The organism is Haloferax sp. Atlit-4N (genome assembly GCF_003383025.1).
GTDB lineage: Archaea > Halobacteriota > Halobacteria > Halobacteriales > Haloferacaceae > Haloferax > Haloferax gibbonsii.
On sequence record NZ_PSYY01000001.1, the window covers coordinates 357,333 to 382,990 of the forward strand.

Below are 25,658 nucleotides of genomic sequence, written 5' to 3' on the forward strand. Positions count from 1 at the left end.
GCGCCCCGCCGCTTCTCTCCCCGCAAGCCATCTCATTTTTGGAACGCATTCCACATACGATACGCTTATGGGGCGCGCGTTCGAAGCCGAGAGTATGTCAGAATCGGCAGTCGCCGCGGCGGTCGGGTACGACGAGTTGGCCACGCTCAAACTCGTCGCGCTCGACGGCGGGCGCTCCGGCCCGGTCAAGCTCTCCTGTTCCGGCGTCGCGAACCGACTCGACGTGTCGAACCAGACGGCCTCTCGTCGCCTCCAGCGCCTCGAAGAAGCCGACTTCATCGACCGCGAGGTCGTCGCCGACGGCCAGTGGATAACCATCACCGACGCGGGCGAGTCCGCGCTCAGACAGGAGTACGCCGACTACCGACGCATCTTCGAGACGCCCTCGGTTGTCGTCCTCGACGGCGAGGTCACCGGCGGGATGGGCGAGGGTCGCCACTACATCTCGCTTTCGGGCTACATGGAGCAGTTCAAAGACCGGCTCGGCTACGAGCCGTTCCCCGGCACGCTGAACGTCCGCCTCGACGACGACGCGGTCCGCGCTCGCGCCGGCATGACCGCCCTCGACGCGGTCCCGATAGACGGTTGGGAAGACGACGAACGCACCTTCGGCCCGGCGACGTGTTACGCCGCCTCGGTCGCGGTCGGCGACGAGTCCTACGAGCCGGTCCACATCATCGTCCCCGAGCGAACCCACCACGACGAGTCGCAACTGGAGATAATCGCGCCCGATAAGCTCCGCGACGAACTCGACCTCGACGACGACGACGAGGTCACGGTCCGCGTCGAGGAGGCGGATTACGAATGAGCCGCACCGCCGAGTCGACCGGCGACTTCGACGCCGTCTCGCGCGTTCTCGACGCCTTCCGCGCCGGCGAACCGGTGCTCGTCCACGACTTCGACGACCGCGAGGGAGAGACCGACCTCGTCTACCCCGCGGGCGCGGTCGGCCCCGCCGACGTGGCCCGGATGCGAAACGACGCCGGCGGTCTCGTCTGCGTCGCTCTCCCGAACGACGTGTCAGAGTCCCTCGGCCTCCCGTTCATGGACGACGTGCTCGACCACCCGGCCGCGTCGTCTCACGACCTCGCCTACGACTCTCGGTCGTCGTTTTCCTTCACCGTGAACCACCGCGACTCGTTTACGGGCATCACCGACCGCGACCGCGCGATGACCATCTCTCGACTCGCGCCCGTCGCCCAAGCCGCCCGCGCCGGCGACTACGACGCCGACGACTTCGGCGGCGAGTTCCGCGCGCCCGGACACGTCCACCTGCTCCGCGGCGCGCCGAACCTGCTTTCTGACCGGCAGGGCCACACCGAACTCGGCCTCGCGATGGCCGACGAGGCGGGTATCCCGCCGGCGGTCGTCGTCTGCGAGATGCTCGACGACGAGACCGGCGCGGCCCTCTCGAAGGACGCCGCCCGCGACTACGCCGACCGACACGGCTTCGCCTTCGTCGACGGCGACGGCCTCATCGACGAACTCGTCTGAGCGGTCGAGGGGGGTCCGCCCCGGTTTACCTTCTCACGCGCGCCCGTCGCGCCACGACCACGTCGGTTCCCAGCCGAGCAGCCGCTCCGCCTTCTCGGTCGAGACGAGCGCCTCGTGGCCCGAAAGGGTCGTTCTCACCTCCGCGCCGGGGTAGACCTCGCGGGCGACCCTCGCCGACTCGACGGTCGTCGAGGTGTCGGCGGCCGCGGCCCAGAACACCTCGTGGCCCGCGAAGTCGGCTTCGAGCGCCCGACGGACGAGTCGCGCGGCGTCCTCTCTGCCGAGGTACGAAAAGAGCGTGTTGCGCGCGGTGTGGAAGTGCCCGGCGTCCCGCAGTCCCGACAGCGAGCGGTCGGCCTCGGCGAAGGTCCGGCGGGCCTCCTCTTCGCTCGGCATCCACGGGAACCGGAGGCTGGCGACCGTTTCGGGGGCGTCGTCGCGGCGGACGAACCCCGCGGCGGTCTGCTCGGCGACGTACTTCCCGAGGCCGTAGGGGTTCGAGGGCGTCGCGCGGTGGGTCTCGTCCACCGGGAGGAAGTCGACGCGGGCGGGGTCGGGTTCGAAGCTCCCGCCGATGGCGCTCATGCTGGAGGCGACGACCACGCGGTCGATGCCGAGCGCGGCGGCGACTTCGAGGACGACGTAGGTCGACTGGACGTTGCTCTCGAAGACGCGGTGGCCGGGGTCGTTCGTCGGCGTCGAGATGGTTCCGAGGTGGACGACCGCGTCGGCGTCGACGTCGCTGAGCGCCGCGGTGAGGTCGCCCGGGTCGAGCGCGCTCACGCGGTAGTCGCGGTCCGCGAGCGACGACTCGCTGTGCCGCGAGAGATTCGTGACGGTGTAGCCGCTCGCGCGGAGGTGGGCGACGACGGTCGGCCCGAGGTTTCCGGTCCCGCCCGTGACCGCGACGGATTCGAGGCTCATACCCCGTCATGGCGGCCCGCGGACAAAACCGTGGGGGACGCGGTGGTCGGGTCGTCATGATTTTAGAGGGGGGCCGCCGAAGGCCACTACATGGGATTTGACGAGATGGATGTCTCGACGATCTGGCAGAGTGGAGAGTACAAGGACTGGGAGGACGCGACGGTGCACGTCCTCACCCACGGTCTCCACTACGGGACGGGCGTCTTCGAGGGGGTTCGCGCCTACGACACCGACCGCGGCCCGGCTATCTTCCGCTGGGAGGAGCACCTCGAACGGCTCTATCAGTCCGCGAAGCCCTACGACATGGAGATTCCGTACACGCGCGAGGAACTCACCGAGGCGACCCTGGAGGTCATCCGGCGCAACGACCTCGACGGCGGATACATCCGCCCCATCGCGTTCTACGGCTACGACTCGCTCGGCGTCAGCCCCAAGGACAACCCGACTGAGGTCGCCATCGCGGCGTGGCCGTGGGGGACCTACCTCGGCGAGGACGCGCTCGAAAACGGCGTCGACGTGATGGTCTCGTCGTGGCGCAAGCACGCCTCCAGCCAGATTCCGACGAACGCGAAGACGACCGGGCTCTACGTGAACTCCATGCTCGCGGGCGAGGAAGCCCGCCGCAACGGCTACGTCGAAGCCATCGTCCTGAACAAGGAGGGCAACGTCGCAGAGGGCCCCGGCGAGAACATCTTCATGGTCCGCGACGGGAAGATTTACACCCCCGGTCTCTCCCAGAGCATCCTCGACGGCATCACCCGCGACACCGTCATCACGCTCGCCCGCGAGCGCGGCTACGAGGTCGACGACAGCGCGACCATCAGCCGCGGCGAACTCAACACGGCCGACGAGCTGTTCTTCACCGGCAGCGCCGCCGAAGTGACCCCCATCCGCAAGGTCGATAACGTCGTCATCGGCGAGGGCACCCGCGGCCCGGTCACGGAAGAACTGCAGACCGCCTTCTTCGACCTCGTGGAGCGCCGCACCGACGACCACGAAGAGTGGTTCACCTACGTCGACGAGCAGTAGACGCCCGCGAAAACGAGCTCCCTTTTCACGTCACTGTACCGCCGCGTCCCGATAGCGACGGCCGCCGCCGCCGAATCCTTACTCGTTGCTGGGGACGCGCCCGTCGCCGGACTCCTCGGTCACTTCGATGTTGAACTCGTCCACGTGGTCCTGTTCTGCGAACCCGGCCGAGAGGACGCGCGTGAGGGCCTCTTCGACCTTCTCGCCGGTCTCCTCGATGTCTTCGGGGTCGACTTCCATCACGAACCCGGTGGTGATGTTCGGCGCGGTCGGCATGAAGACGATCTCCTTGCCGTCTTTGGTCGTCTTCCCGGTCTTGAACGCGGTCATGCGGATGCCCGGCCACGTTTCGAGACGGACCGGCTTCTGGAGGTCTTCGGTACCAGTGAGAGCGGTTTCGACCGCGAGCTTAGAAGCGTTGTAGATGACGCGAACGAGCGGGACCTTGTTCATGGCGCCGTCGAGGCCGGATTCGAGCAGGCGACCGGCCGTCGTCCGCATCAGGTAGCCGACCGAGAGGACCAACAACAGGAAGATGATGATGGCGACGAAGAATCCGAACACCTCCGAGAGGTAGGTGTACGGCTCCGGAAACTCCAACAGGCGGTCGACTCCCGGTATGCGGACGATTGCGCCGTACAGAATGGAGAGGACGTACAGGATGACGATGAGCGGAACGAGAACCACGAGGCCGCTGGCGAAGTCGCGTCTCCACGAGGACATTGATATCGGGTACGTGAACCCGCGGGCATAAGGGGATTTCTAGTGCGGGACGGGGGCGTACCCGCACCCCACCGCCCTCTCAGACGCCGACGACGGCCCGGAGCGCGAACAGGGCGTTTTCCTTGCGCTCGCGGACCCGGCGGTAGAAGTAGGAGAACCACTTGTCGCCGTAGGGCGCGTACTGCCACACCTCGACGCCCTCGGCGGCGAGCTCGCGCTGTGCGTCCTCGCGCACGCCCATGAGCATCTGCACCTCGTAGTCGCGGTCGTACTCAGCGCCGAGGTCCCGGGCGTAGGCTATCATCTCGGGGTCGTGGCTGCCGACCGCGATACCGCCGTCGTACTCCCGAAACAGGTACGCGAGGAGTTCCTTGTACGCCTCGTTGACCGCCGATTTCTGCTTGTGGGCGACCGCCGCCGGCTCGTCGTACGCGCCCTTGACGAGGCGGATTTTCCCCGGCACGTCGGCGAGGCGTTCGAGGTCCTCGGGGGTGCGCTTGAGGTTCGCCTGCACGCACAGCCCCATCCCGCCGTCGAACTCGCGGGCGAGTTCCTCGAAGGCGTCGAGGGTCACGTCGGTCGTCTCGTGGTCCTCCATGTCGCACCACAGGAAGACGCCGTGTTCGTCCGCCGCCTCGGCGATGCGCCGGCAGTTCTCCTCGAACACGCGGTCGCCCGCGTCGAGGCCGATTTGGGAGGGCTTGACCGACACGCAGGCGTCGATGCCGGTCGAGGCGATGTCCTCGACGAGGCTGACGTACGCCGCCGCGTCCTCGTCCGCGGGGCCGCGTTCGCCGTAGTGCTCCCCGAGGAGGTTGAGGATGACCGCCACGCCGTCGTCGTTCATCCGTCGGGCGTGGTCGAGCGCTCCCGCCGCGGACTCTCCCGCGACGAACCTGCTCGCGATGGGCGGAATCATAACGAATGATTACGACCCTCAGCTATTGAGGGTTATCATCGGTTCGGACGCGAAATCGAACGACCCCGGCGCTTCGAACGGCGACGAACCGTCGGAACTTACATTCTTCGCCGCCGACGGGTCGGTATGGTCGTCTCTCTCGTCGCCACCGCCTTCTGGGCGATGCTGCCCGCGTACGTGCCGAACAACGCCGCCGTCCTCGCCGGCGGTGGCCGCCCCATCGACGGCGGGCGCACGTGGGGCGGCCGGCGCGTCCTCGGAGACGGAAAGACGTGGCGCGGCACCGCCGCCGGGACGCTGGCCGGGACGCTCCTCGCCGTCGTCCTCAACGCCGTCGGGCCCGCGGTCTCGGGCGCACTCGGCGTCTCGCTCCCGACGTTCCCGCTCGCCGCCGGGTTCGGCCTCGCGCTCGGCGCGATGCTCGGCGACATCGGCGCGTCGTTCCTCAAGCGTCGGTCGGGCCGCGAGCGCGGTGCCGCCTTCCCCGGCCTCGACCAGCTCGACTTCGTCGTCGGCGCGCTCGTCCTCGCGCTCGTCGCCGCGCCCGGCTGGTTCTCGGCGACGTTCACCCTCCCCGTGCTCGCGGTCGTGCTCGTGATGACGCCCGTGCTCCACGTCGTCACCAACGTCGGCGCGTACCTGCTCGGGCTGAAAAACGAGCCGTGGTAGGCGGCCGAGCGTCCGCGCGCCGGGTCGCCAACCGACGCGCGCGAGTCGACGAGGTCGGTCCCGCGGTCGCTCGCGCCGCCGCCCCTTCGGTCCCCGCTCGTTCCTGTTACGAAGCCGATATCACCGCGAGACACCGCGATTAACTCGGGATAATCCGGGTCAAACGTCCCGTACTGCGCTGGACGGACGCCTCGGTTCAAGTCCCTCCGACGGTTGCGACTCGGCCAGATGAAGACAGAACGAATCTCACTCATCGTCGGTGGACTCGTGGCCGTCCTCGCGGCCGTCGGGACGGCCGCGCCGTGGCTCGCACCCGGCGGGGTCGACTGGACCGCCGCGGGCGAACTGCTGGTCGTCGGAACGACGGCGCTTTTCACCCTCACGGCCCTCGTCTGGGTCGTCCTCACCTACGTCGTCGGCGCGGGCTACGAGCCCCCGGCCCCGGAGTACGGCCCCGACGAGATTCAGGTCCGCATCCTCACCGTCGACGCCGAGTCGGTCGTCCAATCGACCGTCGACTCGCTCCCGGCGTCGTTCGACGAGGTCCACGTCGTCGCCGAGACCGACATCGACGTCGCGGGCGCAGCGGTCCACGCCGTCCCTGACGAGTTCGACTGCGACGCCGTCCGGAAGGGCCGCGCAATCGAGTGGGCGCGGCGGAACCTCGAAACCGACCGCGAGTACGTCCTCTACCTGGACGAGGACAGCCTGCTGGAGTCGTTCGACGGGCTTCCCGGCTCCGACGTGGTCCAACTGCGCGAGCGGCCGCGTCGGACCGACTCGCTGTTTTCCTACCTCGCCGACGTCTACCGGATGGGCGTCCAGATAGAACAGCGCGCCTTCGCGCGCCTCTCGATTCCGCTGTTCGCGTGGGGCGGCGGTATCGCCGTCCGCCGAGAGGTCGAAGAGGCGGTCACGTGGGACCGCGAGACGCTCGTCGAGGACACCGCGTTCGTCTGGGCGGCCGCACAGGAACTCGACGACTTCACGTTCGACCTCGCGACGGCGACCTGCGCCAACGAGGCCCCGCCGTCGCTCACCGAGATTCTCCAACAGCGCCGCCGCTGGGCCGCCGGTAACCTCGACGCCGCGACGGCGCTCCCCGCTCACTATCAGCTTCTCACTCGCGTCCGCAACTACGCGTGGGCGCTCTCGCCGGTGGTCACGGTCGTCGCCGTCCCCCTGTCGGTCCTCGGCGTCGGCCTCGTCGCCAGCGGCCTGTTCGCGCTCGCGTCGCTCGCGCTCGGCGCGCTCACGGCGTTCTGGTACCTCCGGGGCGTGGTCTACTACGGCCGCGACAAGTTCTCGTGGGCGCTCGCGGTCCCGCTCGCGCCGGTCGTCACCGTCGTCCACTCGATGGGGACGGTCGCGGGCATCCTCGACCCGCCCCGCGACTTCCGCGTGACGAAGAAGACCGGAAAGTAGGGGTCGCCCACAGTTCCGCGGTCGCGGGGGTCGCCGCGTCCGAACCACCCTGAGCATCGCGAACCGCCTCGAACCGCTCCGAACTTCCTCCGGACCGGTCCGAACCGCCCCCGAACCGTCCCGCTTAAGCGCCTCCCTGAACCCTCTCGAAACAAGATGGCGAACGCAGCACTCATCGAGGCGCTTCGAGCCGCCGACGCGGTCCAGTTCGGCGAGTTCGAACTCTCCCACGGCGGCACGTCGAGCTACTACGTGGACAAGTACCTCTTCGAGACCGACCCCCGGTGTCTGAAGCTCATCGCTGAGGCGTTCGCGGAGCGCGTCGCGGACGACGACAAGCTGGCGGGCGTCGCGCTCGGCGCGGTCCCGCTCGTGGCCGCGACCGCGGTCGAGACGAACAAGCCGTACGTCATCGCCCGCAAGAAGGCGAAGGAGTACGGGACCGCGAAGCGCATCGAGGGCGCGCTCGACGAGGGCGAGGAAGTCGTCGTCCTCGAAGACATCGCGACGACCGGCCAGAGCGCCGTCGACGCCGTGGAGGCGCTCCGCGAGGCCGGCGCGGTCGTCGACCGCGTCATCGTCGTCGTGGACCGACAGGAGGGCGCAGCGGAGCTGTTAGCCGAACACGACATCGAACTGGAGTCGCTTCTCACCGCCGAGGATCTGCTGGCTGACGCCGACCGCTAATACACGCTTGTGACTAATTCACTCGGAATCGGCAATCGAAGTATTCATTTTTGTGCAAGTACGAAGGCGGAGGCATGAACAGAGCAGAGAAGGCCGCACTCCAGTTGCAGGCTGTCTCCGTGCTCCGGATGCTCAAAGAGACCCGGACGTACGACGAGCTGGCCGAACTCACGGGACTGCCGGCCGGCGACCTCAACCGCTACGTCAACGGGCACGTCCTGCCCGGGGTCGAACGCGCCCGGGAGGTCGTCGAGGGCGTCGGCCGCGACGCGCTCGCCGACGAACTCGAAGCCCGCGTCCGATTCGACGACGAGGGCTACGTCGACAACTCCGGCGTCGTCTTCGACCAGTCGTTCCTCGACCTCGTCGCGCCCGTCGCGGCGAACACGCTGAACCTCGAACGCCCCGACGTGATTCTGACCGCGGCGACCGACGGCATCACTCTCGGCGCGGCGATGGCGAGCTACTTCGGCGCGCGACTCGCGTACGCGAAGAAGTCGAAAGAGACCGCCGTCGAGGACTTCATCGAGTCGCGCCAGCGCCTCGCGTCCGGCATCGAACTCACCTACTACCTCCCCGCCAGCGCCATCGACGACGGCGAGCGCGTCCTCGTCGTCGACGACCTCATCCGCTCGGGCGAGACGCAGGAACTCCTCTTGGACATCGCGCTGCAGGCCGACGCCGACATCGCCGGCGTCTTCGCGCTCATCGCCGTCGGCGACGAGGGGACGAACCGCGCCCGCGAACTCACCGACGCCCCGGTCGGCGCGCTGAGCAGTTTCGACTGAGGCTCCCCCGCGGCCGCTCGGATAAACGGCTCTAAACTCGTTAGTTCACTTACAACTGGTGGGAAAATAGGCACTTCTGTGCCGTTCTCACACGTCGAATGGGTCGTTTAACTCACGTTCGTGGGTAATTCTCCCCGGGAGGATGGTAATGCTTATGTGTGCAATCGTGGGTATGCTTAGTCGTGCATCATGGGGCTCTCTGAAACCCTCGCAAACTACTTCGACGTGCATAAACACGGGTCCACGGTCAGGACCGAGATTCTCGCGGGCATCACGACGTTCCTCACGATGTCGTACATCGTCGTGGTCAACCCGTCGCTTCTCACAGACCAACCGTACATCGAGGGCGTCGACGGCATCGCCATCGCCGGGTACACGCCGGGCGAGGTCCAGTCCATGCTCGCCGTCGTCACCATCCTCGCGGCCGCAATCGCGACCACGGTCATGGCGTTCTACGCCAACCGACCCTTCGCGCAAGCGCCGGGCCTCGGCCTGAACGCCTTCTTCGCGTTCACCGTCGTCGGTGCGTTGGGCGTCCCGTGGCAGACGGCGCTCGCGGCCGTCTTCGTCGAGGGCATCATCTTCATCGCGCTCACCGCGGCCGGCGCGCGGGAAGCTATCATCAAGGTGTTCCCCGAACCGGTCAAGATGGCCGTCGGAACCGGTATCGGGCTGTTCTTAGCGATTATCGGGTTGCAGGCGATGGGCATCGTCGTCGACGACACCGCGACGCTCATCACGATGGGTGACCTTGCGTCGAACCCCGTCGCCATCGTCTCCATCGTCGGCCTGTTCTTCACGTTCGCGCTCTACGCGGCGAACGTCCCCGGTTCCATCATCATCGGCATCGTCGGCACGTCGCTTCTCGGCTGGGGCCTCACCGTCTCGGGCGTCGTCTCGTCTGAGGCCAGTCTCGTCGCCGGTTCCTCGGCGGCCACCTACGACATCACGCCGCTGGCCGGTGCGTTCATCTCCGGCTTCGGCAACGTCGAGGCGTTCAGCTTCGCCCTCATCGTCATCACGTTCTTCTTCGTCGACTTCTTCGACACCGCCGGCACGCTCGTCGGCGTCGGCCAGGCCGGAGACTTCCTCGACGAGAACGGCGACCTCCCCGACATCGACAAGCCGCTCATGGCCGACGCGGTCGGTACCACCGCGGGCGCGATGCTCGGCACCTCGACGGTCACGACCTACATCGAGTCCGCCACGGGCGTCGAAGAGGGCGGCCGCACGGGCCTCACCGCGCTCGTCGTCGCCCTCCTGTTCCTCGGCTCGCTCGCCATCGTCCCGCTCGCGACGGCCATTCCGCAGTACGCCTCCCACATCGCGCTCGTCGTCATCGGCGTCGTGATGCTCCGCAACGTCGTCGACGTCGCGTGGGACGACATCACCGTCACCATCCCCGCCGGTATGACCATCCTCGTCATGCCCTTCACGTACTCCATCGCATACGGCATCGCGGCGGGCATCGTCTCGTACCCGCTCGTGAAGGTCGCCGCCGGCGAGTACGACGAGGTCAGCGCCGGCCAGTGGGGACTCGCCGTCGCGTTCTTCCTCTACTTCGTCATCCGCACCTCGGGCATGCTGCAAGCGCAGGTCTGAGACGCCGACCCGCGACCGCTCGGTTCCCCCGCGGGCGTGCGTTTCTCTCCGATGCGTCCGCGACACACACCACCGCCGCGTTTTTCCGCTCGGACTCCATACCTCCGAGCGATGTCTCAACTCGTCCTCTACGAACTGCAGGGCTGTCCGTACTGCGCGAAGGTGAAGAACAAGCTCGCCGAACTCGACCTCGAATACGAGTCGCGGATGGTTCCCAGCGCCCACGCCGAGCGCACGGAAGTCGAGGAGGTAAGCGACCAGACCGGCGTTCCCGTCCTCGTCGACGAGGAACACGGCGTCGAGGGGATGCCCGAGAGCGACGATATCGTCGACTACCTCGAAGAGACCTACGGCTCGGCGGCGTAACCCCCTCCCTCCCCTCTCGCGGCGGCCGTCGGGCTCCCGCTTACTGTTCTCGTTTTCGACCGCACGCGGTCTCGTAGCTCGCGCGGAGCGCGTCCGAGAGTTCGGCGATTCGGCTCGGCTCGATATCGACGGTCGCCCACGACCCGACGATGCGCCCGTTCGCCTCGAACGGCAGGACGCGGTGTCGTTTCGCCACCGCCGCCCGCGACTCGGCCGACAGCGACGTGAGCGAGAGTCCCTGCTCGGAGACGACGGCGAAGAGCGTCCCGTTCGCCCGAAACGACGGGCAGCCGAAAAGCGCCGTCCGCTCGACCGCCGGCCACGAGGCGGCCTCGCGCCACACCGCGGCCGCGAGCGTTTCGACGGCGGCCCGCGATTCCTCACTCACGCCGTCGTTCCCGTTCGGCCCTCGCACGTTCGACATAGCAACCGCTACGCTGGCGACGACGATAACCATAGTAGCAACCGCACGATAGCGTGCCGCGACCCTGCGGTTAGCTCTCTGCGGGGTCGCGGGTCCGCTCTCGAATCAGGTCGCGAATCTCGTCGGGGTCGTCGATGGCGGCGAGTTCCTCGCAGCTGACGATGCCGGTTCCGTCGACCGACTCGCGCTTCTGCTGTTCCTCGACGAAGTAGACCGAGCGCGTCCGCGTGATTTCGCCGAGCGAAGACATGATTTGGGCGCGCTTTTCGGCGCTTCTGGTGAACGACGAGTGGCCCGTGAGGACGTTCGTCTCCTTCTTGCGTCCGGCGTCCTCGCTGACGGCCTTGAACGGTGCGCGGGCGGTCGGGTGGACGGTGAAGCCGGCGCGCGTCAACACCGACAGAACGTGTTCGTCGTCGGGGTCCACGTCCGGGTCTTCGGGAGTCGGCTCGGCGTCGCGCACGTCCTCCGCGCCCGTGAGCACGTCGACCGGGCTCGAGAAGGGCCGGTCGAACAGCTCTTCGAGGTGAATCGCCACTTCGATGCTCGCGTTCATGCCGTTTTCGTACTTCGAGACGGTGCGCCGCGAGACGCCGAGCTCGGTCGCGAGCTGTCCGAGGCTCCACCCGCGTTCTTGCCGCTCTTCGGCGAGCACGTCGCCGTCGAGGCTCACGTACAGACCGCCGGGGGCGGCGTAGATGAGCGGGGGAACCTCCTCGACGAACAGGTCCATGGCGGTGTCGGGGTTCAACACCGGCACGCCGTGACGGAAGTAGACGACTCCGGGTTTGAGGTCCTCGTCTCGGGTCCGAAGCCCGACGACCAACGGCGTGGCGTCGAGGTACGAGCCGAGGCGTCGCATCTCGGAGCCGGTGACGCCGTCGAACGCGTCGATGTTCCCCAGTATCTTGAGGAGCAACAGGTCCTCACCTCTCCGGGCGGCGAGGTCGAAGCTCTTCGGCCGGATGGCGATGCGGTCGCTCACGACGAAGCCCGCGTCTTGGAGCATCGCGGCGACATTACCAACCAGCGCTGACCGGGACATAGGGGGCAATAAGCGATTCGGCCCATAAAGCGTTTTCCCCGGTATCGCCGCCCTCGCCGACGTGTATCCCTTCTCGATGCCGCATTTATATAGCCGCGACCGACCCGAAAGGCGTTACTGCGCCCTCCGGCAATCTCCGGCGATGACCGTCATCGGCCTCGACGACACCGACTCCCGCACCCTCGGGATGTGTACGACGTACTTGGCGACGCTCGTCGCAGAGGCAGTCGAGGCCCGCGGCGGGACCGTCGAGCGGCGACTCCTCGTCCGCTTGAACCCCGCGGTCGAACACAAGACCCGCGGGAACGCGGCGCTGGCGCTTCACACCGACCTCCCCGCGGGCGCGGCGCTCGACGTCGCCCGCGACGAGCTCGACCGCTGGGCCGTCCTCGACGACGACCGAACCAGTCCGGGCCTCGTCGTCGCGCCGGGGTCGCCCGACACGGTTTCGACCGCCGTCGCCGACTTCGCCCGCGACGCCGTCCGCGACTTCCACGACCTCGACGACGCGGTCGACCTCGCGGAGCGCTCCGGGTTTCTGACCGAGGGTTGGCACGGCGGGCGGGGGCGCATCGGCGCGCTCGCGGCCGTCGGCGCGTGGGCCGCTTTCGACGAGTGGACCTACGAACACATCTCCTACCGCGAGTTCCACCGCTGCGGGACGCCTCGCGAGGTCGATTTGGACTCCGTCTTCGGCGCGGCCGACGCGGCGTATCCCGACGCGTGGGACACCGTGGACCGCGAGGAGGGCGAGGCCGTCTGCGTGCCGAACGCGCCGGGACCGATTCTCCACGGCATCCGCGGCGACGACGCCGACACCGTCCGCGAGGTCGCCGCCGCCATCGACTCCGAGCCCGTCGACCGCTCGGCGACGTTCCTCACGAATCAGGGGACCGACGCGCACCTCCGCGACGGCGTCGTCTCGGACCTCCGCGACGGCCGCGCCTACCGCGTCGCCGGCACCGTCGCCTCCGACCCGGAGACGCGCGCCGGCGGCCACGTCTTTTTCGACCTCGAAGCCGGCGACTCGACGGTCTCCGTCGCCGCCTTCGAACCGACGAAGCGCTTCCGGAACCGGGTGCGGGCGCTCCGCGTCGGCGACGCCCTCACCGCCTGCGGCGAGGTCGGAGACGGGACGCTCAAACTGGAGAAGTTCGCGGTCCGCGACCTCGTGCGCACGGAGCCCGCGACGCCGGTCTGCCCCGACTGCGGGCGGACGATGAAAAGCGCCGGGCGGAATCAGGGCTACCGGTGTCGCGACTGCGGGACCGACGCGCCCGGCAAAGTCGAGCGGGCGGTCGACCGCGACCTCGAACTCGGCTGGTACGAGGTGCCGCCCTGCGCCCGCCGACACATCGCCAAACCGCTCGTTCGCGGCGGCTTCGACGCGGCGACGCACCCCGAACGCTGAGCCCGCGGCTCCCGGTTTCTGCGTTTCGGACTCCGGGTACCGAGCTCAGTCTTGAACGACGAGCACGTTCGTGTTCTCCCGGCGGTCGACGAAGGAACTCCCCGCGGGCGGCTTCACGTCCACGACGAGCGTCCCGTCCTCGCGGTTCGCCCCGAGTTCGGCGTCGACGTGAACAGTCGCTGCCCCGCCGCCGCCGGTCTTTGCCGTCTCAACGCCGTCGATTTCCGCGGTACCGGATTTCACGATGACCGTCGCCCCCTCGACGGGGTTTCCCTCGTGGTCGACGACGGTGAAGTCGAGGTCCTGTGCGCCCGGACCGACCACGTCTGGCGTCGGCTTCACGTCGAGTTCCGAGGTGGCGAGACCCTGCACTCCCGAGAGCATGTTGAGCATGACGCTCATGCTGGCGACGCCGACCACGAGGGCGACGACGAGGCGGACGGGGAGACCTTCGATAGCGCGCGTGTCTGACCGGAACGTATCGAGCATGGGCCGTCTGGCCGCGGGTTCGTATATAAACTCTCGCCCGGAGGTTCAAGTCGCATCGCGGGACCAGTCCGCGCCATGCACACCATCGGCCGCGACTCGGACGAAGAAGGCCCCGTCTGCCGGTTCGGGAACTACCGCGCCCGCGACGGGAGCGAGGGCGCGGCCGTCGGCCTCGACGTGAACCGCCCGCACGCGGCGGTCGTCGTCGGCAAGCGCGGAAGCGGGAAATCCCACACGCTCGGCGTCATGGCCGAGGGTCTGGCGCGCGCCGCGGGCGTCGCGCCGGTCGTCATCGACCCGATGGGCGTCTTCGGTGGCCTCGAAGCGTCGCCGATAGACGGGACGGTCCACGACGCGCCGAGCGTCCGCGCCGACGCGCTCCCGCCGAGCGCGTGGCCGGACCTGCTCGGTCTCGACCCGACCGCCCCCGCGGGGTCGCTCGTCTGGCGACTCGCGGCCGAGGAAGACTCGCTCCTTGCGATGCGCGGGGCGGTCGACGACGCCGACGCCGCGCCCGAGACGCGCAGAGCCGCGGCGAACCACCTCGCGCTCGCCGACTCGTGGGGCGTGTTCCACCCCGACGGGCTCGACCCGCGGTCGCTCTGCGGTCCCGCGCCCGACGTGCTCGACCTCTCGGGACTGGACGAGACCCCCGCGAGCGCCGTCGTCCGCGTCGTCGCCCGCGGTCTCTACGACGCCCGCGTCGCGGACGCTGTCTCTCGCATCCCGTGGGTGCTTCTCGACGAGGCCCACGCGTTCGTCGGCGGGCTCGCAGACTCCGCGCTTCGGACGCTTCTCACGCGCGGGCGAGCCCCCGGCGTCGGCGTCGTTCTCGCGACTCAGCGCCCCGCCGCGCTCCCCGAGGTCGCCGTCTCGCAGGCCGACCTCCGGGTCGTCCACCGACTCACCGCCGGTCCCGACGTGTCGGCGATGGCGGCCGCAGACCCGACGTACTTCGACGAATCGCTCCGCGCTCGGCTCCCGCGGGAACGCGGCTGCGCGCTCGTCGTCGACGACACCACGGAGACGGTCCACGACGTGCGGGTGCGTCCCCGAGAGACGCCGGACGGGGGCGCGACGCCGCGGGCGGTTCCAGACCGTGACCGTTCCGAAACCATCGAGTAGTCCGGCCGGAGAAGAGCCGTATGGACCGCTCGGAACTGGCACTGGTCGCCTTCGGCGGCTTCGCCGGGGCGCTACTGCGCTACGGCGTCTCCGTCGCGATTCCCGGCGCGGGCGGTACCCTCGCCGTGAACGTCCTCGGGAGCTTCGTCCTCGGGACGTTCATCACGTCGGTCTCCTCCCGCCGGGCGCAGTTGTTCTTCGGGACCGGGCTGCTCTCGTCGTTCACGACGTACAGCACGTTCGCCGTCCAGACCGCGTCGCTGTCGCCGATGGGCGGCGCGCTCAACGTCGGCGCGAACTACGCGCTCGGTTTCGCCGCCGCCGCGCTCGGCCTCGCGTTCGGAGGGCGGCGATGAGTCTCTCGCTTCTCTCGGCCGTCCTCGTCGGCGTCGGTGGGATGGCCGGCGCGGTCTCTCGGCACACCGTCGACCAGCGAGTCGTCGGCAAGTGGAGCACCGTCACCGTCAACGTCCTCGGGAGCGTCGCGCTGGGGGTTCTCGTCTCCGCGCCCGTCGGTGACGCGGCGGTGGCGCTCGCCGGAACCGGATTCTGCGGGGCCTTCACGACGTTCTCGTCGTTCGCGGTCGGCGTCGCGGAACTCGCGGACGCGGGCGACTACGACACGGCGGCTCGGTACGCGTTCGGGACGCTCGTGGCGGCGTTGGTCGGCGTGGCGATTGGCGGGGCTGTGGGCGGGACGGTCGGGTGAGTCCGGCGCTCACCGCCCGCCCGATTCGACGGCCGCCTTGCGCTCGTCGAGGAACCGTTTGGTCCCCCGCCTGACGATGAACGGGAAGCGGCGGGCGAGATACAGCCCGACTCTGGTCGTCAGGTCGGCGGTGACGACGAGACGGGTCGACTCGATTTTGTCGGCGAACTTCCGCCCCACGTCTTCGGGGTCACTCATCATCGACGACGGGAGTCCGAGTCGGGCCGCCGACCGGGTGGCGGTGTAAGGCGGGTGCATCACCGAACAGGAGACGTTCTCGCGTTGCAGTTCCATCCGAAGCGAACGGGTGAACGCCTCGATTGCGCCCTTCGTCGACGCGTACCCCGATAGTCCCGGCGTGCCGACGAGTCCGACGCCGGAACTCACGTTGTGGATGTGCCCCGAGTTTCGGGCCCGCATGTGCGGCAGGACGGCCCGTATCATCCGAAGGTAGCCGAAGTAGTTCACCTCGAACTCCTCGCGCGTGTCGTCGAGCGTTCGGTCGTCGAACAAGCCGAAGTTGAATATCGCCGCGTTGTTGAGGAGGATGTCGATGTGTCCCCACTCGTCCAGGAGTCCAGCCACCGCCGCCTCCACGTCGTCGTCGTTCGTCACGTCGCACTCGTAGACGCGGACGCGGTCGGGATACGCCTCCTGAAGCAGGCGAAGGGCGTCCACGTTGACGTCGAGCCCGGCGACTCGGTAGCCCTTCTTCAGGAGCGCCACTAGCGTGTGGTAACCGATTCCCTCGTTCGCGCCGGTCACCACGACGACCCGCCCGTCGGTTGTCCCACTCGTCATACTGTACCGACGTCACGCGAGAATATGGCGGTGTTGACGCTCCCTTACGGCGCTCTTCCGGTAAGGGTCGGGGATTTGAACCTCAGTCGCTCCGCTCGCTACCGCTCGCTTCGCTCCTTGGTTCAAATCCCGCCTGTCGTCGCTTACAGATTTCACTCACTGTCGCTCGGCGACGAGACGCCTCGCTGGAGGAGTTGAAATCAGAGAAGCGCCCGAGGCGGGATTTGAACCGTGCCGACGTCACTCGCTACACTCGCTCGTCGTCGGGTTCAATCCCTTTGGGGTATTCACGAGAATTACGCTCGCGCCGAGACGAGACTCGGCGCTCAGAGAGTAATTCATCGAAAAGTACGCCCGAGGCGGGATTTGAACCCGCGTCACGACCGTGACAGGGTCGTATGATGGGCCACTACACCACCCGGGCTTACTGAAGTGAGTTTTGCGGTACGGAGAGCGCCCGAGGCGGGATTTGAACCCGCGTCACGACCGTGACAGGGTCGTATGATGGGCCACTACACCACCCGGGCCCTCCGTCTGCACTCATCCGTAGCCGAGGTTTATAGATAAGACTTACCATCTGGGTTGCCCTTGGCCCGCGGTACCGCGATTCTTGCCCCGAAGACATTTATATCGCGATACCCCATGCCAACACGTGACGATTCGCGCATCTCCGGTGCGTGACCTCCGATAGCGTCGCCTTTCTTCGACGCAGTTGGCAAGTGTTAAATGGGTGCGTCCCAAAATCAGCCGTAGTATCCCGTGACAGCTTCTTCCAGCACCCAGCAGCACCATACATGGTAGACGTAAGCCAACACAAACTGGTTCCGGAACACACGAAACTCGACGACGAGGCCGTCGAGGACGTGTTACAGGAGTATAACGTCGAGAAGACGAACCTCCCGAAGATCAAGCTGAAGGACCCGGCGCTCCCCGAGGACGCAGAGCCCGGCGACGTCATCAAGATCGTTCGGAACTCTCGAACGACAGACAAAGCAGTCGTATACCGACTGGTGATCGAATGAACCGACAAGCGCGACGCGAGGTCTCTCGCAAGTACTTCTCCGAAGAACGGCTCGCTGAACACCACTTCCGCTCGTTTAACGCGTTCCTCGAACGCGGCATGATGGACGTCGTCGAGGAGAAGGCGACCATCGAGACCGACATCGGCGACAAGGAGGGCGAGGAACCCGTCTACGTCGAACTCGGTGGCGTCCGCGTGGAGACGCCCCGCGTCCGCGAGGCCGACGGCTCCGAGGAACTGCTCTTCCCGCAGGAAGCGCGCCTGCGCAACATCACCTACTCCGCCCCCGTGTTCATGGAGATGTCCATCGTCCGCGGCGGCGAAGAAGAAGAGGAGGTCGTCGTCGACACCGCGGAGACGAAGGTCGGCCGGATGCCCATCATGGTCGGCTCCTCGAAGTGCAACATCGCCGAGCTCTCCGACGAGGACCTCGTCGAAATCGGCGAAGACCCCGTCGACCCCGGCGGCTACTTCATCGTCAACGGCTCCGAGCGCGTGCTCATGACCTCGGAGGACCTGGCGCCGAACAAGATTCTCGCCGAGTACGACACGAAGTACGGCGACGAGATTCAGGTCGCGAAGACGTTTAGCCAGCGCCGCGGCTACCGCGCGCTCGTGCTCTGCGAGCGCAACCGCGAGGGACTCCTCGAAGTGTCGTTCCCGTCCGTCTCCGGGAGCGTCAACTTCGTCACGCTCGTCCGCGCGCTCGGCCTCGAATCCGACGAGGAGATCGTCCACCGCGTCTCCGACGACCCGGAGATTGTGAAGTTCATGCTCGAGAACCTCGAGGAGGCCGAGGTGCAGACCCAAGAGCAGGCCATCGAGGCGCTCGGCAAGCGCGTCGCCGGCGGCCAGGGCAAGAACTACCAGCTCAAGCGCGCCAACTACGTCATCGACCGCTACCTGCTCCCGCACCTCCACGAGGAGGGCGCGGAGGAAGAGGAAGTGCGCATGAACAAGGCGTACTACCTCTGTCGCATGGCCGAGGCGTGTTTCGAACTCGCGCTGCAGCGCCGCGACTCCGACGACAAGGACCACTACGCCAACAAGCGCCTGAAGGTCTCCGGCGACCTCATGAAGGACCTCTTCCGGACGGCGCTCAACAAGCTGGCACGCGACGTGAAGTACCAGCTCGAGCGCGCCAACATGCGGAACCGGAACCTGACGGTCAACACCGTCGTCCGGTCCGACGTGCTCACCGAGCGGCTCGAACACCCCATCGCGACGGGTAACTGGGTCGGCGGCCGCTCCGGCGTCTCCCAGCTCGTCGACCGCACCGACTACATGGGTGTGCTGTCGCACCTTCGCCGCCTCCGAAGTCCGCTGTCGCGGTCGCAGCCGCACTTCGAGGCGCGCGACCTGCACGCGACCCAGTGGGGTCGCATCTGTCCCTCCGAGACTCCCGAGGGACCGAACTGCGGTCTGGTGAAGAACTTCGCGCAGGCGATGGAACTCTCCCAGAACGTCGAAGACGAACAGTCGCTGAAACGAGAACTCGCGTCGATGGGTGTCGAGGGTATCCCCGGCATCGACAGCGTCGACGCCACACCCGCGGACGACTAACATGGCTCAGGCACAGCGAGAAGCGAAAGTATACGTCAACGGTAGTCTCGTCGGGACCCACCCGGACCCCAACCAACTCGCGGCACAGATCCGAGAGGCGCGCCGCCGCGGCGACGTGAGCCAGATGGTGAACGTCTCCGTCAAAGAGCGCACCCGCGAAGTCATCATCAACGCCGACGCGGGCCGCGCCCGCCGTCCGCTCATCGTCGTCGAAGACGGTGAGCCGCTCCTCGACGACGACCACGTCGAGGCGCTCGACAACAACGACCTCGACTTCGACGACCTCGTCGAGCGCGGACTCGTCGAGTTCATCGACGCCGAGGAGGAAGAAGACATCTACGTCGCGGTCGACGAGGACGAACTCAACGAGGACCACACGCACCTCGAAATCGACCCGCAGCTCATCTTCGGCATCGGTGCCGGGATGATTCCGTACCCGGAGCACAACGCCTCGCCCCGCATTACGATGGGTGCAGGGATGATGAAGCAGTCCCTCGGGCTGCCCGCGGCGAACTACCGCATCCGCCCGGACACCCGTCAGCACCTCATGCACTACCCGCAGCTCTCGATGGTCAAGACGCAGACCACGGAGCAGATCGGGTTCGACGAGCGACCCGCGGCCCAGAACTTCGTCGTGGCCGTCATGTCCTACGAGGGCTTCAACATCGAGGACGCGCTCGTCATGAACAAGGGCTCCGTCGAACGCGCCCTCGCCCGCTCGCACTTCTTCCGCACCTACGAGGGCGAAGAGCGCCGCTACCCCGGCGGTCAGGAAGACCGCTTCGAGATTCCGTCGCAGGACGTGCGCGGCGCGCGCGGTGAAGACGCCTACTCGCACCTCGACGAGGACGGCCTCGTCAACCCCGAGACGGTCGTCGACGAGAACTCCGTGCTGCTCGGCAAGACCTCGCCGCCGCGGTTCCTCGAGGAACCCGACGACATGGCGGGGCTCTCGCCGCAGAAGCGCCGCGAGACCTCCGTCACGATGCGCTCGGGCGAGTCCGGCGTCGTGGACACGGTCACGCTCATGGAGGGCGAAGACGGCTCGAAGCTCGCCAAGGTGTCCGTCCGCGACCAGCGCGTTCCGGAACTCGGCGACAAGTTCGCGTCCCGCCACGGACAGAAGGGCGTCGTGGGCCACCTGGCACCCCAGGAGGACATGCCGTTCACCGCGGATGGCGTCGTTCCCGACCTCGTGCTTAACCCGCACGCCCTGCCGTCGCGGATGACGGTCGGCCACGTGCTGGAGATGCTCGGCGGCAAGGTCGGTGCGCTCGAAGGCCGCCGCGTCGACGGCACCGCCTTCCAGGGCGAAAACGAAGAGGAGCTCCGCTCGGCGCTCGAAGAGCGCGGCTTCATGTCCTCCGGCAAGGAGGTCATGTACTCCGGCGTCACCGGCGAGAAGATCGAGGCCGAAATCTTCGTCGGCATCATCTTCTACCACAAGCTGTACCACATGGTGAGCAACAAGCTGCACGCCCGCTCGCGCGGTCCCGTGCAGGTGCTCACCCGCCAGCCGACGGAGGGGCGCGCCCGCGAGGGTGGCCTCCGTCTCGGGGAGATGGAGCGCGACACCGTCATCGGCCACGGTGCCGCGATGGTGCTCCAGGAGCGCCTGCTCGACTCCTCCGACAAGGAGAAGGTCTACATCTCCGCCGACACCGGCATGGTCGCCGTCGAGGACCGCGACCAGCGCCGCATCTACGACCCGGTCACCGGCGACGAGGACAACATCCACGAGATCGAGATCAGCTACGCGTTCAAGCTGCTCCTCGACGAGATGGTCGCGCTCGGCGTCCGGCCGCGAATCGAACTGAAGGACGCGGTCTAACCACTCATGTCAATGCAGACACCCAAAGAAATCGGCAGCATCCAGTTCGGGTTGATGGACCCGGAGACGTACCGAGACATGTCCGCGACGAAGGTCATCACCGCGGACACCTACGACGACGACGGCTACCCAATCGACATGGGTCTCATGGACCCGCGGCTGGGCGTCATCGACCCCGGCCTGCAGTGCCGCACCTGCGGCCAGCACTCCGGGTCGTGTAACGGGCACTTCGGCCACATCGAACTGGCCGCGCCCGTCATCCACGTCGGCTTCACGAAGCTCATCCGCCGCCTGCTCCGCTCGACGTGCCGCGAGTGCGGTCGCCTCTCGCTCACGGACGAGGAAGCAGACGAGTACCGCGACAAGCTCGGTCGCACGAAGGAACTCGGCGACGACTGGAGCGACGTGATGAAGTCGGCGGTCCGGCAGGCCCGCAAGGCCCACCGCTGTCCCCACTGTGGCTCGCCGCAGCACGACATCAAACACGAGAAGCCGACGACCTACTACGAGGTCCAGAACGTGCTCGCCGGGGACTACTCCGAGCGCATCGCCGAAGCGATGCAGCCCGACCCCGACGACGAGGACGACGAGGGCGTCGACCCCGTCACCCTCGCTAACGAGACCGGCCTCGACGCCGAGCGCGTCAACCAGGTGCTCGCCGGCGAGTTCCGCCCGGTCGGCGACGACCGCAAGGCGCTCGAGAAGGCGCTCGACCTCGACCTCACGGAAGAGGACATGAACAAGCTGATGCCCTCGGACATCCGCGACTGGTTCGAGGACATCCCGGACGAGGACCTCATCACGCTCGGCATCGACCCCGACCGGTCGCGCCCCGAGTGGATGATTCTGACCGTCCTCCCCGTCCCGCCGGTCACGGCGCGTCCCTCTATCACGCTGGACAACGGCCAGCGCTCCGAGGACGACCTGACCCACAAGCTCGTGGACATCATCCGCATCAACCAGCGGTTCATGGAGAACCGCGAGGCGGGTGCCCCGCAGCTGATTATCGAGGACCTGTGGGAGCTGCTTCAGTACCACGTCACCACGTTCATCGACAACGAGATTTCGGGCACGCCGCCGGCGCGGCACCGCTCCGGCCGCCCGCTGAAGACGCTCAGCCAGCGCCTGAAGGGTAAGGAGGGTCGCTTCCGCGGCTCCCTGTCCGGCAAGCGCGTCAACTTCTCGGCTCGTACCGTCATCTCGCCGGACCCGACCCTGTCGCTCAACGAGGTCGGCGTCCCGGACCGCGTCGCGTCCGAGATGACCCAGACGATGAACGTCACCGAGCGCAACATCGACGAGGCTCGCCAGTACGTCCGTAACGGACCCGAGAGCCACCCCGGCGCGAACTACGTCCGCCGTCCGGACGGCCGCCGCCTGAAGGTGACCGAAAAGAACTGCGAGGAACTCGCGGAGAAGGTCGAACTCGGCTGGGAGGTCAACCGCCACCTCGTCGACGGCGACATCGTCATCTTCAACCGACAGCCGTCGCTGCACCGGATGTCCATCATGGCGCACGAAGTCGTCGTGATGCCGTACAAGACGTTCCGCCTGAACACCGTCGTCTGTCCGCCGTACAACGCCGACTTCGACGGCGACGAGATGAACATGCACGCCCTCCAGAACGAGGAGGCCCGTGCCGAGGCGCGCGTCCTCATGCGCGTCCAAGAGCAGATTCTCTCGCCGCGCTTCGGTGAGAACATTATCGGCGCGATTCAGGACCACATCTCGGGGACCTACCTGCTCACCCACGACAACCCCGAGTTCGTCGAGACGCAGGCGCTCGACCTGCTCCGCGCGACGCGCGTGGACACCCTGCCCGAGCCCGCGGGCGAAAACGAGGACGGCCAGCCCTACTGGACCGGCCAGCAGATCTTCTCCGAACTCCTGCCCGACGACCTGAACATGGAGTTCACTTCGAAGGTCGGCGACACGGTCACCATCGAGGACGGCCAGCTCACTCAGGGCACCATCGACGAGGACGCCGTCGGCGCGTTCGGCGGCGAAATCGTCGACGCCCTCGCCAAGGACTACTCGAAGACGCGCTCGCGCATCTTCATCAACGAGATCGCCTCGCTCGCGATGCGCGCCATCATGCACTTCGGGCTCTCCATCGGTATCGACGACGAGTCCATCCCGGACGAGGCGACGGCGCAGGTCGACGAGGCCATCGACGCCGCCTACGACAAGATTCAGGAACTCATCGAAATCTACGAGGCGGGCGAACTTGAGTCCCTGCCAGGCCGCTCCGTCGACGAGACCCTGGAGATGAAGATCATGCAGCGCCTCGGCAAGGCGCGTGACTCCGCCGGTGAAATCGCGGAGGACCACTTCGAGGAGGACAACCCCGCGGTCGTGATGTCGAAGTCCGGCGCGCGTGCGTCCATGCTCAACCTGACCCAGATGGCCGGCTGCGTCGGCCAGCAGGCGGTTCGGGGCGAGCGCATCAACCGCGGCTACGAGGGTCGTACCCTGAGCCACTACCAGAAAGGCGACCTCTCGGCCGAGGCCCACGGCTTCGTCGAGAACTCCTACCGCGCCGGCCTCACGCCGCGTGAGTTCTTCTTCCACGCGATGGGTGGCCGCGAAGGGCTGGTCGACACGGCAGTCCGGACCTCGAAGTCCGGGTACCTGCAGCGTCGGCTCATCAACGCCCTCTCCGAACTCGAAGCGCAGTACGACGGCTCCGTCCGCGACACGTCGGGGACCATCGTCCAGTTCGAGTTCGGCGAAGACGGCACGAGCCCGGTGAAGGTCTCGTCCGACGACGAGACGCCGATCGACGTCGAGAACATCGCCGACCGCATCCTCACCTCGGAGTTCAGCTCCGCCGAGGAGAAGGAACGCTTCCTCGGCGAGCGCGAACCGCCGACCAACCTCTCCGAGCACGCCGAACCGCGTGTCGACGCCCGTGCGGGGGTCGAATCCGATGACTGAACACGACGCAACCGACGACTACGAGTTCGTCGACGACGCCATCGTCGACGTCGTCGAGTCCAAAGAGCTGTCTCGACGCCTGAAGGACCGCATCTACCAGACCATCGAAGAGCGCGAGGGCGTCTCGTTCGAACAGGCCGGCGAAATCGCGCAGGCCGTCGAGGCGCGCTACCTCGACACCCGCGTCGACCCGCTCGACCCCGTCGGGACGGTCTCGGCGCAGTCCATCGGTGAGCCGGGGACGCAGATGACGATGAACACGTTCCACTACGCGGGCGTCGCCGAAATCGACGTCACGCAGGGGCTGCCGCGCCTCATCGAACTGGTGGACGCGCGGAAGACCCCCGACACGCCGATGATGACCGTGTACCTCGAAGACGAGTACGCGAACAACCGCGAACTCGCCCACCAGGTCGTCTGGAACATCGAGTCCACGAAGATTCTGGCGCTCGGCGACATCTCGACGAACGTCGCCGACATGGTCGTCCAGATCAACCTCAACGACGAGACGCTCCTCGAACGCTGGCCGACCTACGACGACGAGGGCGTCGTCGCGAGCGAAATCGCGGAGACCATCGAGGACGCGCTCGGTATCAAGACCCGCCGCGAGGGGACGCTCATCGAGTTCGGTCCCGAGAGCCCGAGTTACCGCCGACTCCTCCAACTCGTCGAGGAGCTTCGCGACATCGTGTTCAAGGGCATCGAGGAGGTCTCCCGCGTCGTCATCCGCAAGGAGAACAACGAGGACACCGACGAAGAGGAGTTCGTCCTCTACACCGAGGGTTCGGCGTTCGGCGACGCGCTCGCCATCGAGGGCGTCGACGCCTCTCGGACCACCTCGAACAACATCCACGAGGTGCACAAGCAGCTCGGCATCGAGGCCGCCCGCGAGGCCATCATCGACGAGACGATGAACACGCTCCGCGAGCAGGGTCTCGACGACGTGAACATCCGCCACCTGATGCTCGTCGCGGACATCATGACGAACGACGGGACCATCGAGTCCATCGGTCGTCACGGCATCTCCGGGTCGAAGGACTCGGTCCTCGCCCGTGCCGCGTTCGAGGTCACGGTCAACCACCTGCTCGACGCCGCCATCCACGGCGAGGAAGACGACCTCGACGGCGTCATCGAGAACGTCATCGTCGGCAAGCCGATTGCGATCGGCACCGGCGACGTGGACCTCCGCATGGGCTCGCTCGACGTCGAGGACGCGGACGCCAACGCGGCACCCGAACCGTCTGACGACTGACGATGAAAGTTACGCTGTCGGATACGGCCCGGCGCTTCATCGCCCTCTTCGAGGAGGAGACGGAGGCGACCGCCCACGACTGCCTCGTGTTCGAGGACCGCGTCGTCTTCCTCGTCGCCGCGGGCGACATGGCGACGGCTATCGGCCCCGGCGGGCGGACCGTCCAGTCGGTCGAGCGACAACTCGGTCGGTCGGTCGAACTGGTCGAGGACGCCGACACGCCGGAGGCGTTCGTCGCGAGCGCGCTCGCGCCGGCGGCCGTCCGACACGTGACTCTCTCGCGGCAGAACGACACCGTCGCGTACGTCGAGGTCGCCGAAGCCGACCGCGGCGTCGCCATCGGCGCGAGCGGAAAGACCATCGACACCGCGCGCGAGCTGGCGCGTCGTCACTACGACATCGACGACATCCAGTTGACGTAGGG

Annotated in this window: 26 protein-coding genes and 2 tRNA genes; 19 read left to right on the top strand and 9 right to left on the bottom strand. The window is 67.3% G+C overall.

Features of this window, described 5'->3' with window-relative positions; all coding sequences use genetic code 11:
* Positions 1–67 precede the first annotated feature (67 nt).
* Positions 68–808 carry a DUF120 domain-containing protein gene (locus C5C07_RS01850; protein ID WP_199522716.1) on the top strand — a complete coding sequence of 247 codons (741 nt, stop codon included), beginning with the start codon at positions 68–70 and terminating at the stop codon, positions 806–808.
* A complete protein-coding gene (gene ribB, locus C5C07_RS01855; protein ID WP_004973617.1) occupies positions 805–1,494 on the top strand; it encodes a 3,4-dihydroxy-2-butanone-4-phosphate synthase in 690 nt (229 codons plus the stop codon). The genes C5C07_RS01850 and ribB overlap by 4 nt, the downstream gene beginning before the upstream one ends.
* Before the next feature lie 33 nt (positions 1,495–1,527).
* Here the strand turns inward: ribB and C5C07_RS01860 are convergent, their stop codons facing one another.
* Entirely contained in the window at positions 1,528–2,418 is an 891-nt protein-coding gene (locus C5C07_RS01860; RefSeq protein ID WP_115804442.1) for an NAD(P)-dependent oxidoreductase, read from the bottom strand.
* A gap of 90 nt (positions 2,419–2,508) precedes the next feature.
* Here C5C07_RS01860 and C5C07_RS01865 point away from each other — a divergent pair, with 90 nt between their 5' ends.
* Positions 2,509–3,447: a branched-chain amino acid transaminase gene (locus C5C07_RS01865; protein WP_115804443.1), complete on the top strand. Its 939-nt coding sequence runs from the start codon at positions 2,509–2,511 to the stop codon at positions 3,445–3,447.
* A 78-nt stretch (positions 3,448–3,525) separates the two neighbouring features.
* Here C5C07_RS01865 and C5C07_RS01870 read toward each other — a convergent pair whose 3' ends face one another.
* Together C5C07_RS01870 and C5C07_RS01875 are read right to left on the bottom strand one after the other, a co-directional pair.
* The gene (locus C5C07_RS01870; protein WP_050458520.1) at positions 3,526–4,170 is read right to left on the bottom strand and encodes a DUF502 domain-containing protein; all 645 of its coding nucleotides are present in this window, start codon (positions 4,168–4,170) and stop codon (positions 3,526–3,528) included.
* Positions 4,171–4,249: 79 nt separating this feature from the next.
* A complete protein-coding gene (locus C5C07_RS01875) occupies positions 4,250–5,089 on the bottom strand; it encodes a proline dehydrogenase family protein (RefSeq protein ID WP_115804444.1) in 840 nt (279 codons plus the stop codon).
* 126 nt (positions 5,090–5,215) lie between these two features.
* On the opposite strand from C5C07_RS01875, the gene C5C07_RS01880 reads away from it, so the two are divergent.
* The 6 genes from C5C07_RS01880 (at position 5,216) to C5C07_RS01905 (ending at position 10,626) form a co-directional block, all read left to right on the top strand.
* Positions 5,216–5,758, top strand: a complete 543-nt coding sequence (locus tag C5C07_RS01880; RefSeq protein WP_004973607.1) for a CDP-2,3-bis-(O-geranylgeranyl)-sn-glycerol synthase — start codon at positions 5,216–5,218, stop codon at positions 5,756–5,758.
* 228 nt (positions 5,759–5,986) lie between these two features.
* Positions 5,987–7,183, top strand: a complete 1,197-nt coding sequence (locus C5C07_RS01885) for a glycosyltransferase family 2 protein (protein ID WP_004973604.1) — start codon at positions 5,987–5,989, stop codon at positions 7,181–7,183.
* 156 nt (positions 7,184–7,339) lie between these two features.
* A complete protein-coding gene (pyrE, locus tag C5C07_RS01890; RefSeq protein WP_004973603.1) occupies positions 7,340–7,870 on the top strand; it encodes an orotate phosphoribosyltransferase in 531 nt (176 codons plus the stop codon).
* Positions 7,871–7,944: 74 nt separating this feature from the next.
* On the top strand, positions 7,945–8,658 hold the full coding sequence (locus C5C07_RS01895) for a phosphoribosyltransferase family protein (RefSeq protein WP_004969046.1): 714 nt from the start codon (positions 7,945–7,947) through the stop codon (positions 8,656–8,658).
* 189 nt (positions 8,659–8,847) lie between these two features.
* Positions 8,848–10,260, top strand: a complete 1,413-nt coding sequence (locus C5C07_RS01900; protein ID WP_004973598.1) for an NCS2 family permease — start codon at positions 8,848–8,850, stop codon at positions 10,258–10,260.
* A gap of 111 nt (positions 10,261–10,371) precedes the next feature.
* The gene (locus C5C07_RS01905; RefSeq protein WP_004973596.1) at positions 10,372–10,626 is read left to right on the top strand and encodes a glutathione S-transferase N-terminal domain-containing protein; all 255 of its coding nucleotides are present in this window, start codon (positions 10,372–10,374) and stop codon (positions 10,624–10,626) included.
* A 40-nt stretch (positions 10,627–10,666) separates the two neighbouring features.
* Here C5C07_RS01905 and C5C07_RS01910 read toward each other — a convergent pair whose 3' ends face one another.
* A complete protein-coding gene (locus tag C5C07_RS01910) occupies positions 10,667–11,050 on the bottom strand; it encodes a hypothetical protein (protein ID WP_115804445.1) in 384 nt (127 codons plus the stop codon).
* A 70-nt stretch (positions 11,051–11,120) separates the two neighbouring features.
* The gene (locus tag C5C07_RS01915) at positions 11,121–12,095 is read right to left on the bottom strand and encodes a transcriptional regulator (RefSeq protein ID WP_004973594.1); all 975 of its coding nucleotides are present in this window, start codon (positions 12,093–12,095) and stop codon (positions 11,121–11,123) included.
* A gap of 142 nt (positions 12,096–12,237) precedes the next feature.
* On the opposite strand from C5C07_RS01915, the gene C5C07_RS01920 reads away from it, so the two are divergent.
* Entirely contained in the window at positions 12,238–13,506 is a 1,269-nt protein-coding gene (locus C5C07_RS01920; protein ID WP_050458523.1) for a tRNA(Ile)(2)-agmatinylcytidine synthase, read from the top strand.
* Positions 13,507–13,551: 45 nt separating this feature from the next.
* Here the strand turns inward: C5C07_RS01920 and C5C07_RS01925 are convergent, their stop codons facing one another.
* Entirely contained in the window at positions 13,552–13,995 is a 444-nt protein-coding gene (locus C5C07_RS01925; RefSeq protein ID WP_115804446.1) for a carboxypeptidase regulatory-like domain-containing protein, read from the bottom strand.
* Between the two features lie 75 nt (positions 13,996–14,070).
* Here C5C07_RS01925 and C5C07_RS01930 point away from each other — a divergent pair, with 75 nt between their 5' ends.
* Genes C5C07_RS01930 through C5C07_RS01940 form a run of 3 tightly spaced genes read left to right on the top strand, consistent with a single transcriptional unit; the run spans position 14,071 to position 15,829 of the window.
* A complete protein-coding gene (locus tag C5C07_RS01930) occupies positions 14,071–15,120 on the top strand; it encodes an ATP-binding protein (protein WP_115804447.1) in 1,050 nt (349 codons plus the stop codon).
* Positions 15,121–15,140: 20 nt separating this feature from the next.
* On the top strand, positions 15,141–15,476 hold the full coding sequence (locus C5C07_RS01935; protein ID WP_050458525.1) for a CrcB family protein: 336 nt from the start codon (positions 15,141–15,143) through the stop codon (positions 15,474–15,476).
* Positions 15,473–15,829, top strand: coding sequence for a CrcB family protein (locus tag C5C07_RS01940; protein WP_115804448.1), 357 nt, complete (start codon positions 15,473–15,475; stop codon positions 15,827–15,829). Before C5C07_RS01935 ends, C5C07_RS01940 begins: the two co-directional genes overlap by 4 nt.
* Before the next feature lie 9 nt (positions 15,830–15,838).
* Here the strand turns inward: C5C07_RS01940 and C5C07_RS01945 are convergent, their stop codons facing one another.
* The 3 genes from C5C07_RS01945 to C5C07_RS01955 form a co-directional block, all read right to left on the bottom strand.
* Positions 15,839–16,630, bottom strand: coding sequence for an SDR family oxidoreductase (locus C5C07_RS01945; protein WP_115804449.1), 792 nt, complete (start codon positions 16,628–16,630; stop codon positions 15,839–15,841).
* Between the two features lie 351 nt (positions 16,631–16,981).
* Positions 16,982–17,054 (bottom strand) — tRNA-Asp (locus C5C07_RS01950).
* A 30-nt stretch (positions 17,055–17,084) separates the two neighbouring features.
* Positions 17,085–17,157: transfer RNA gene (locus tag C5C07_RS01955), tRNA-Asp, on the bottom strand.
* A 267-nt stretch (positions 17,158–17,424) separates the two neighbouring features.
* Here C5C07_RS01955 and C5C07_RS01960 point away from each other — a divergent pair.
* Genes C5C07_RS01960 through C5C07_RS01985 form a run of 6 tightly spaced genes read left to right on the top strand, consistent with a single transcriptional unit; the run spans position 17,425 to position 25,656 of the window.
* Positions 17,425–17,652 (top strand): DNA-directed RNA polymerase subunit H, encoded by a 228-nt coding sequence (locus C5C07_RS01960; protein WP_004044577.1) that lies wholly within the window; start codon positions 17,425–17,427, stop codon positions 17,650–17,652.
* Positions 17,649–19,214, top strand: coding sequence for a DNA-directed RNA polymerase subunit B'' (locus C5C07_RS01965; protein ID WP_004969057.1), 1,566 nt, complete (start codon positions 17,649–17,651; stop codon positions 19,212–19,214). Before C5C07_RS01960 ends, C5C07_RS01965 begins: the two co-directional genes overlap by 4 nt.
* A 1-nt stretch (position 19,215) precedes the next feature.
* Positions 19,216–21,045: a DNA-directed RNA polymerase subunit B gene (gene rpoB, locus C5C07_RS01970; RefSeq protein WP_004973581.1), complete on the top strand. Its 1,830-nt coding sequence runs from the start codon at positions 19,216–19,218 to the stop codon at positions 21,043–21,045.
* A 12-nt stretch (positions 21,046–21,057) separates the two neighbouring features.
* Positions 21,058–23,982, top strand: a complete 2,925-nt coding sequence (locus C5C07_RS01975; protein ID WP_004973579.1) for a DNA-directed RNA polymerase subunit A' — start codon at positions 21,058–21,060, stop codon at positions 23,980–23,982.
* The gene (gene rpoA2, locus C5C07_RS01980; RefSeq protein WP_050458527.1) at positions 23,975–25,234 is read left to right on the top strand and encodes a DNA-directed RNA polymerase subunit A''; all 1,260 of its coding nucleotides are present in this window, start codon (positions 23,975–23,977) and stop codon (positions 25,232–25,234) included. The genes C5C07_RS01975 and rpoA2 overlap by 8 nt, the downstream gene beginning before the upstream one ends.
* A 2-nt stretch (positions 25,235–25,236) precedes the next feature.
* Positions 25,237–25,656, top strand: coding sequence for a NusA-like transcription termination signal-binding factor (locus tag C5C07_RS01985; protein ID WP_004973575.1), 420 nt, complete (start codon positions 25,237–25,239; stop codon positions 25,654–25,656).
* Positions 25,657–25,658: the final 2 nt, after the last annotated feature.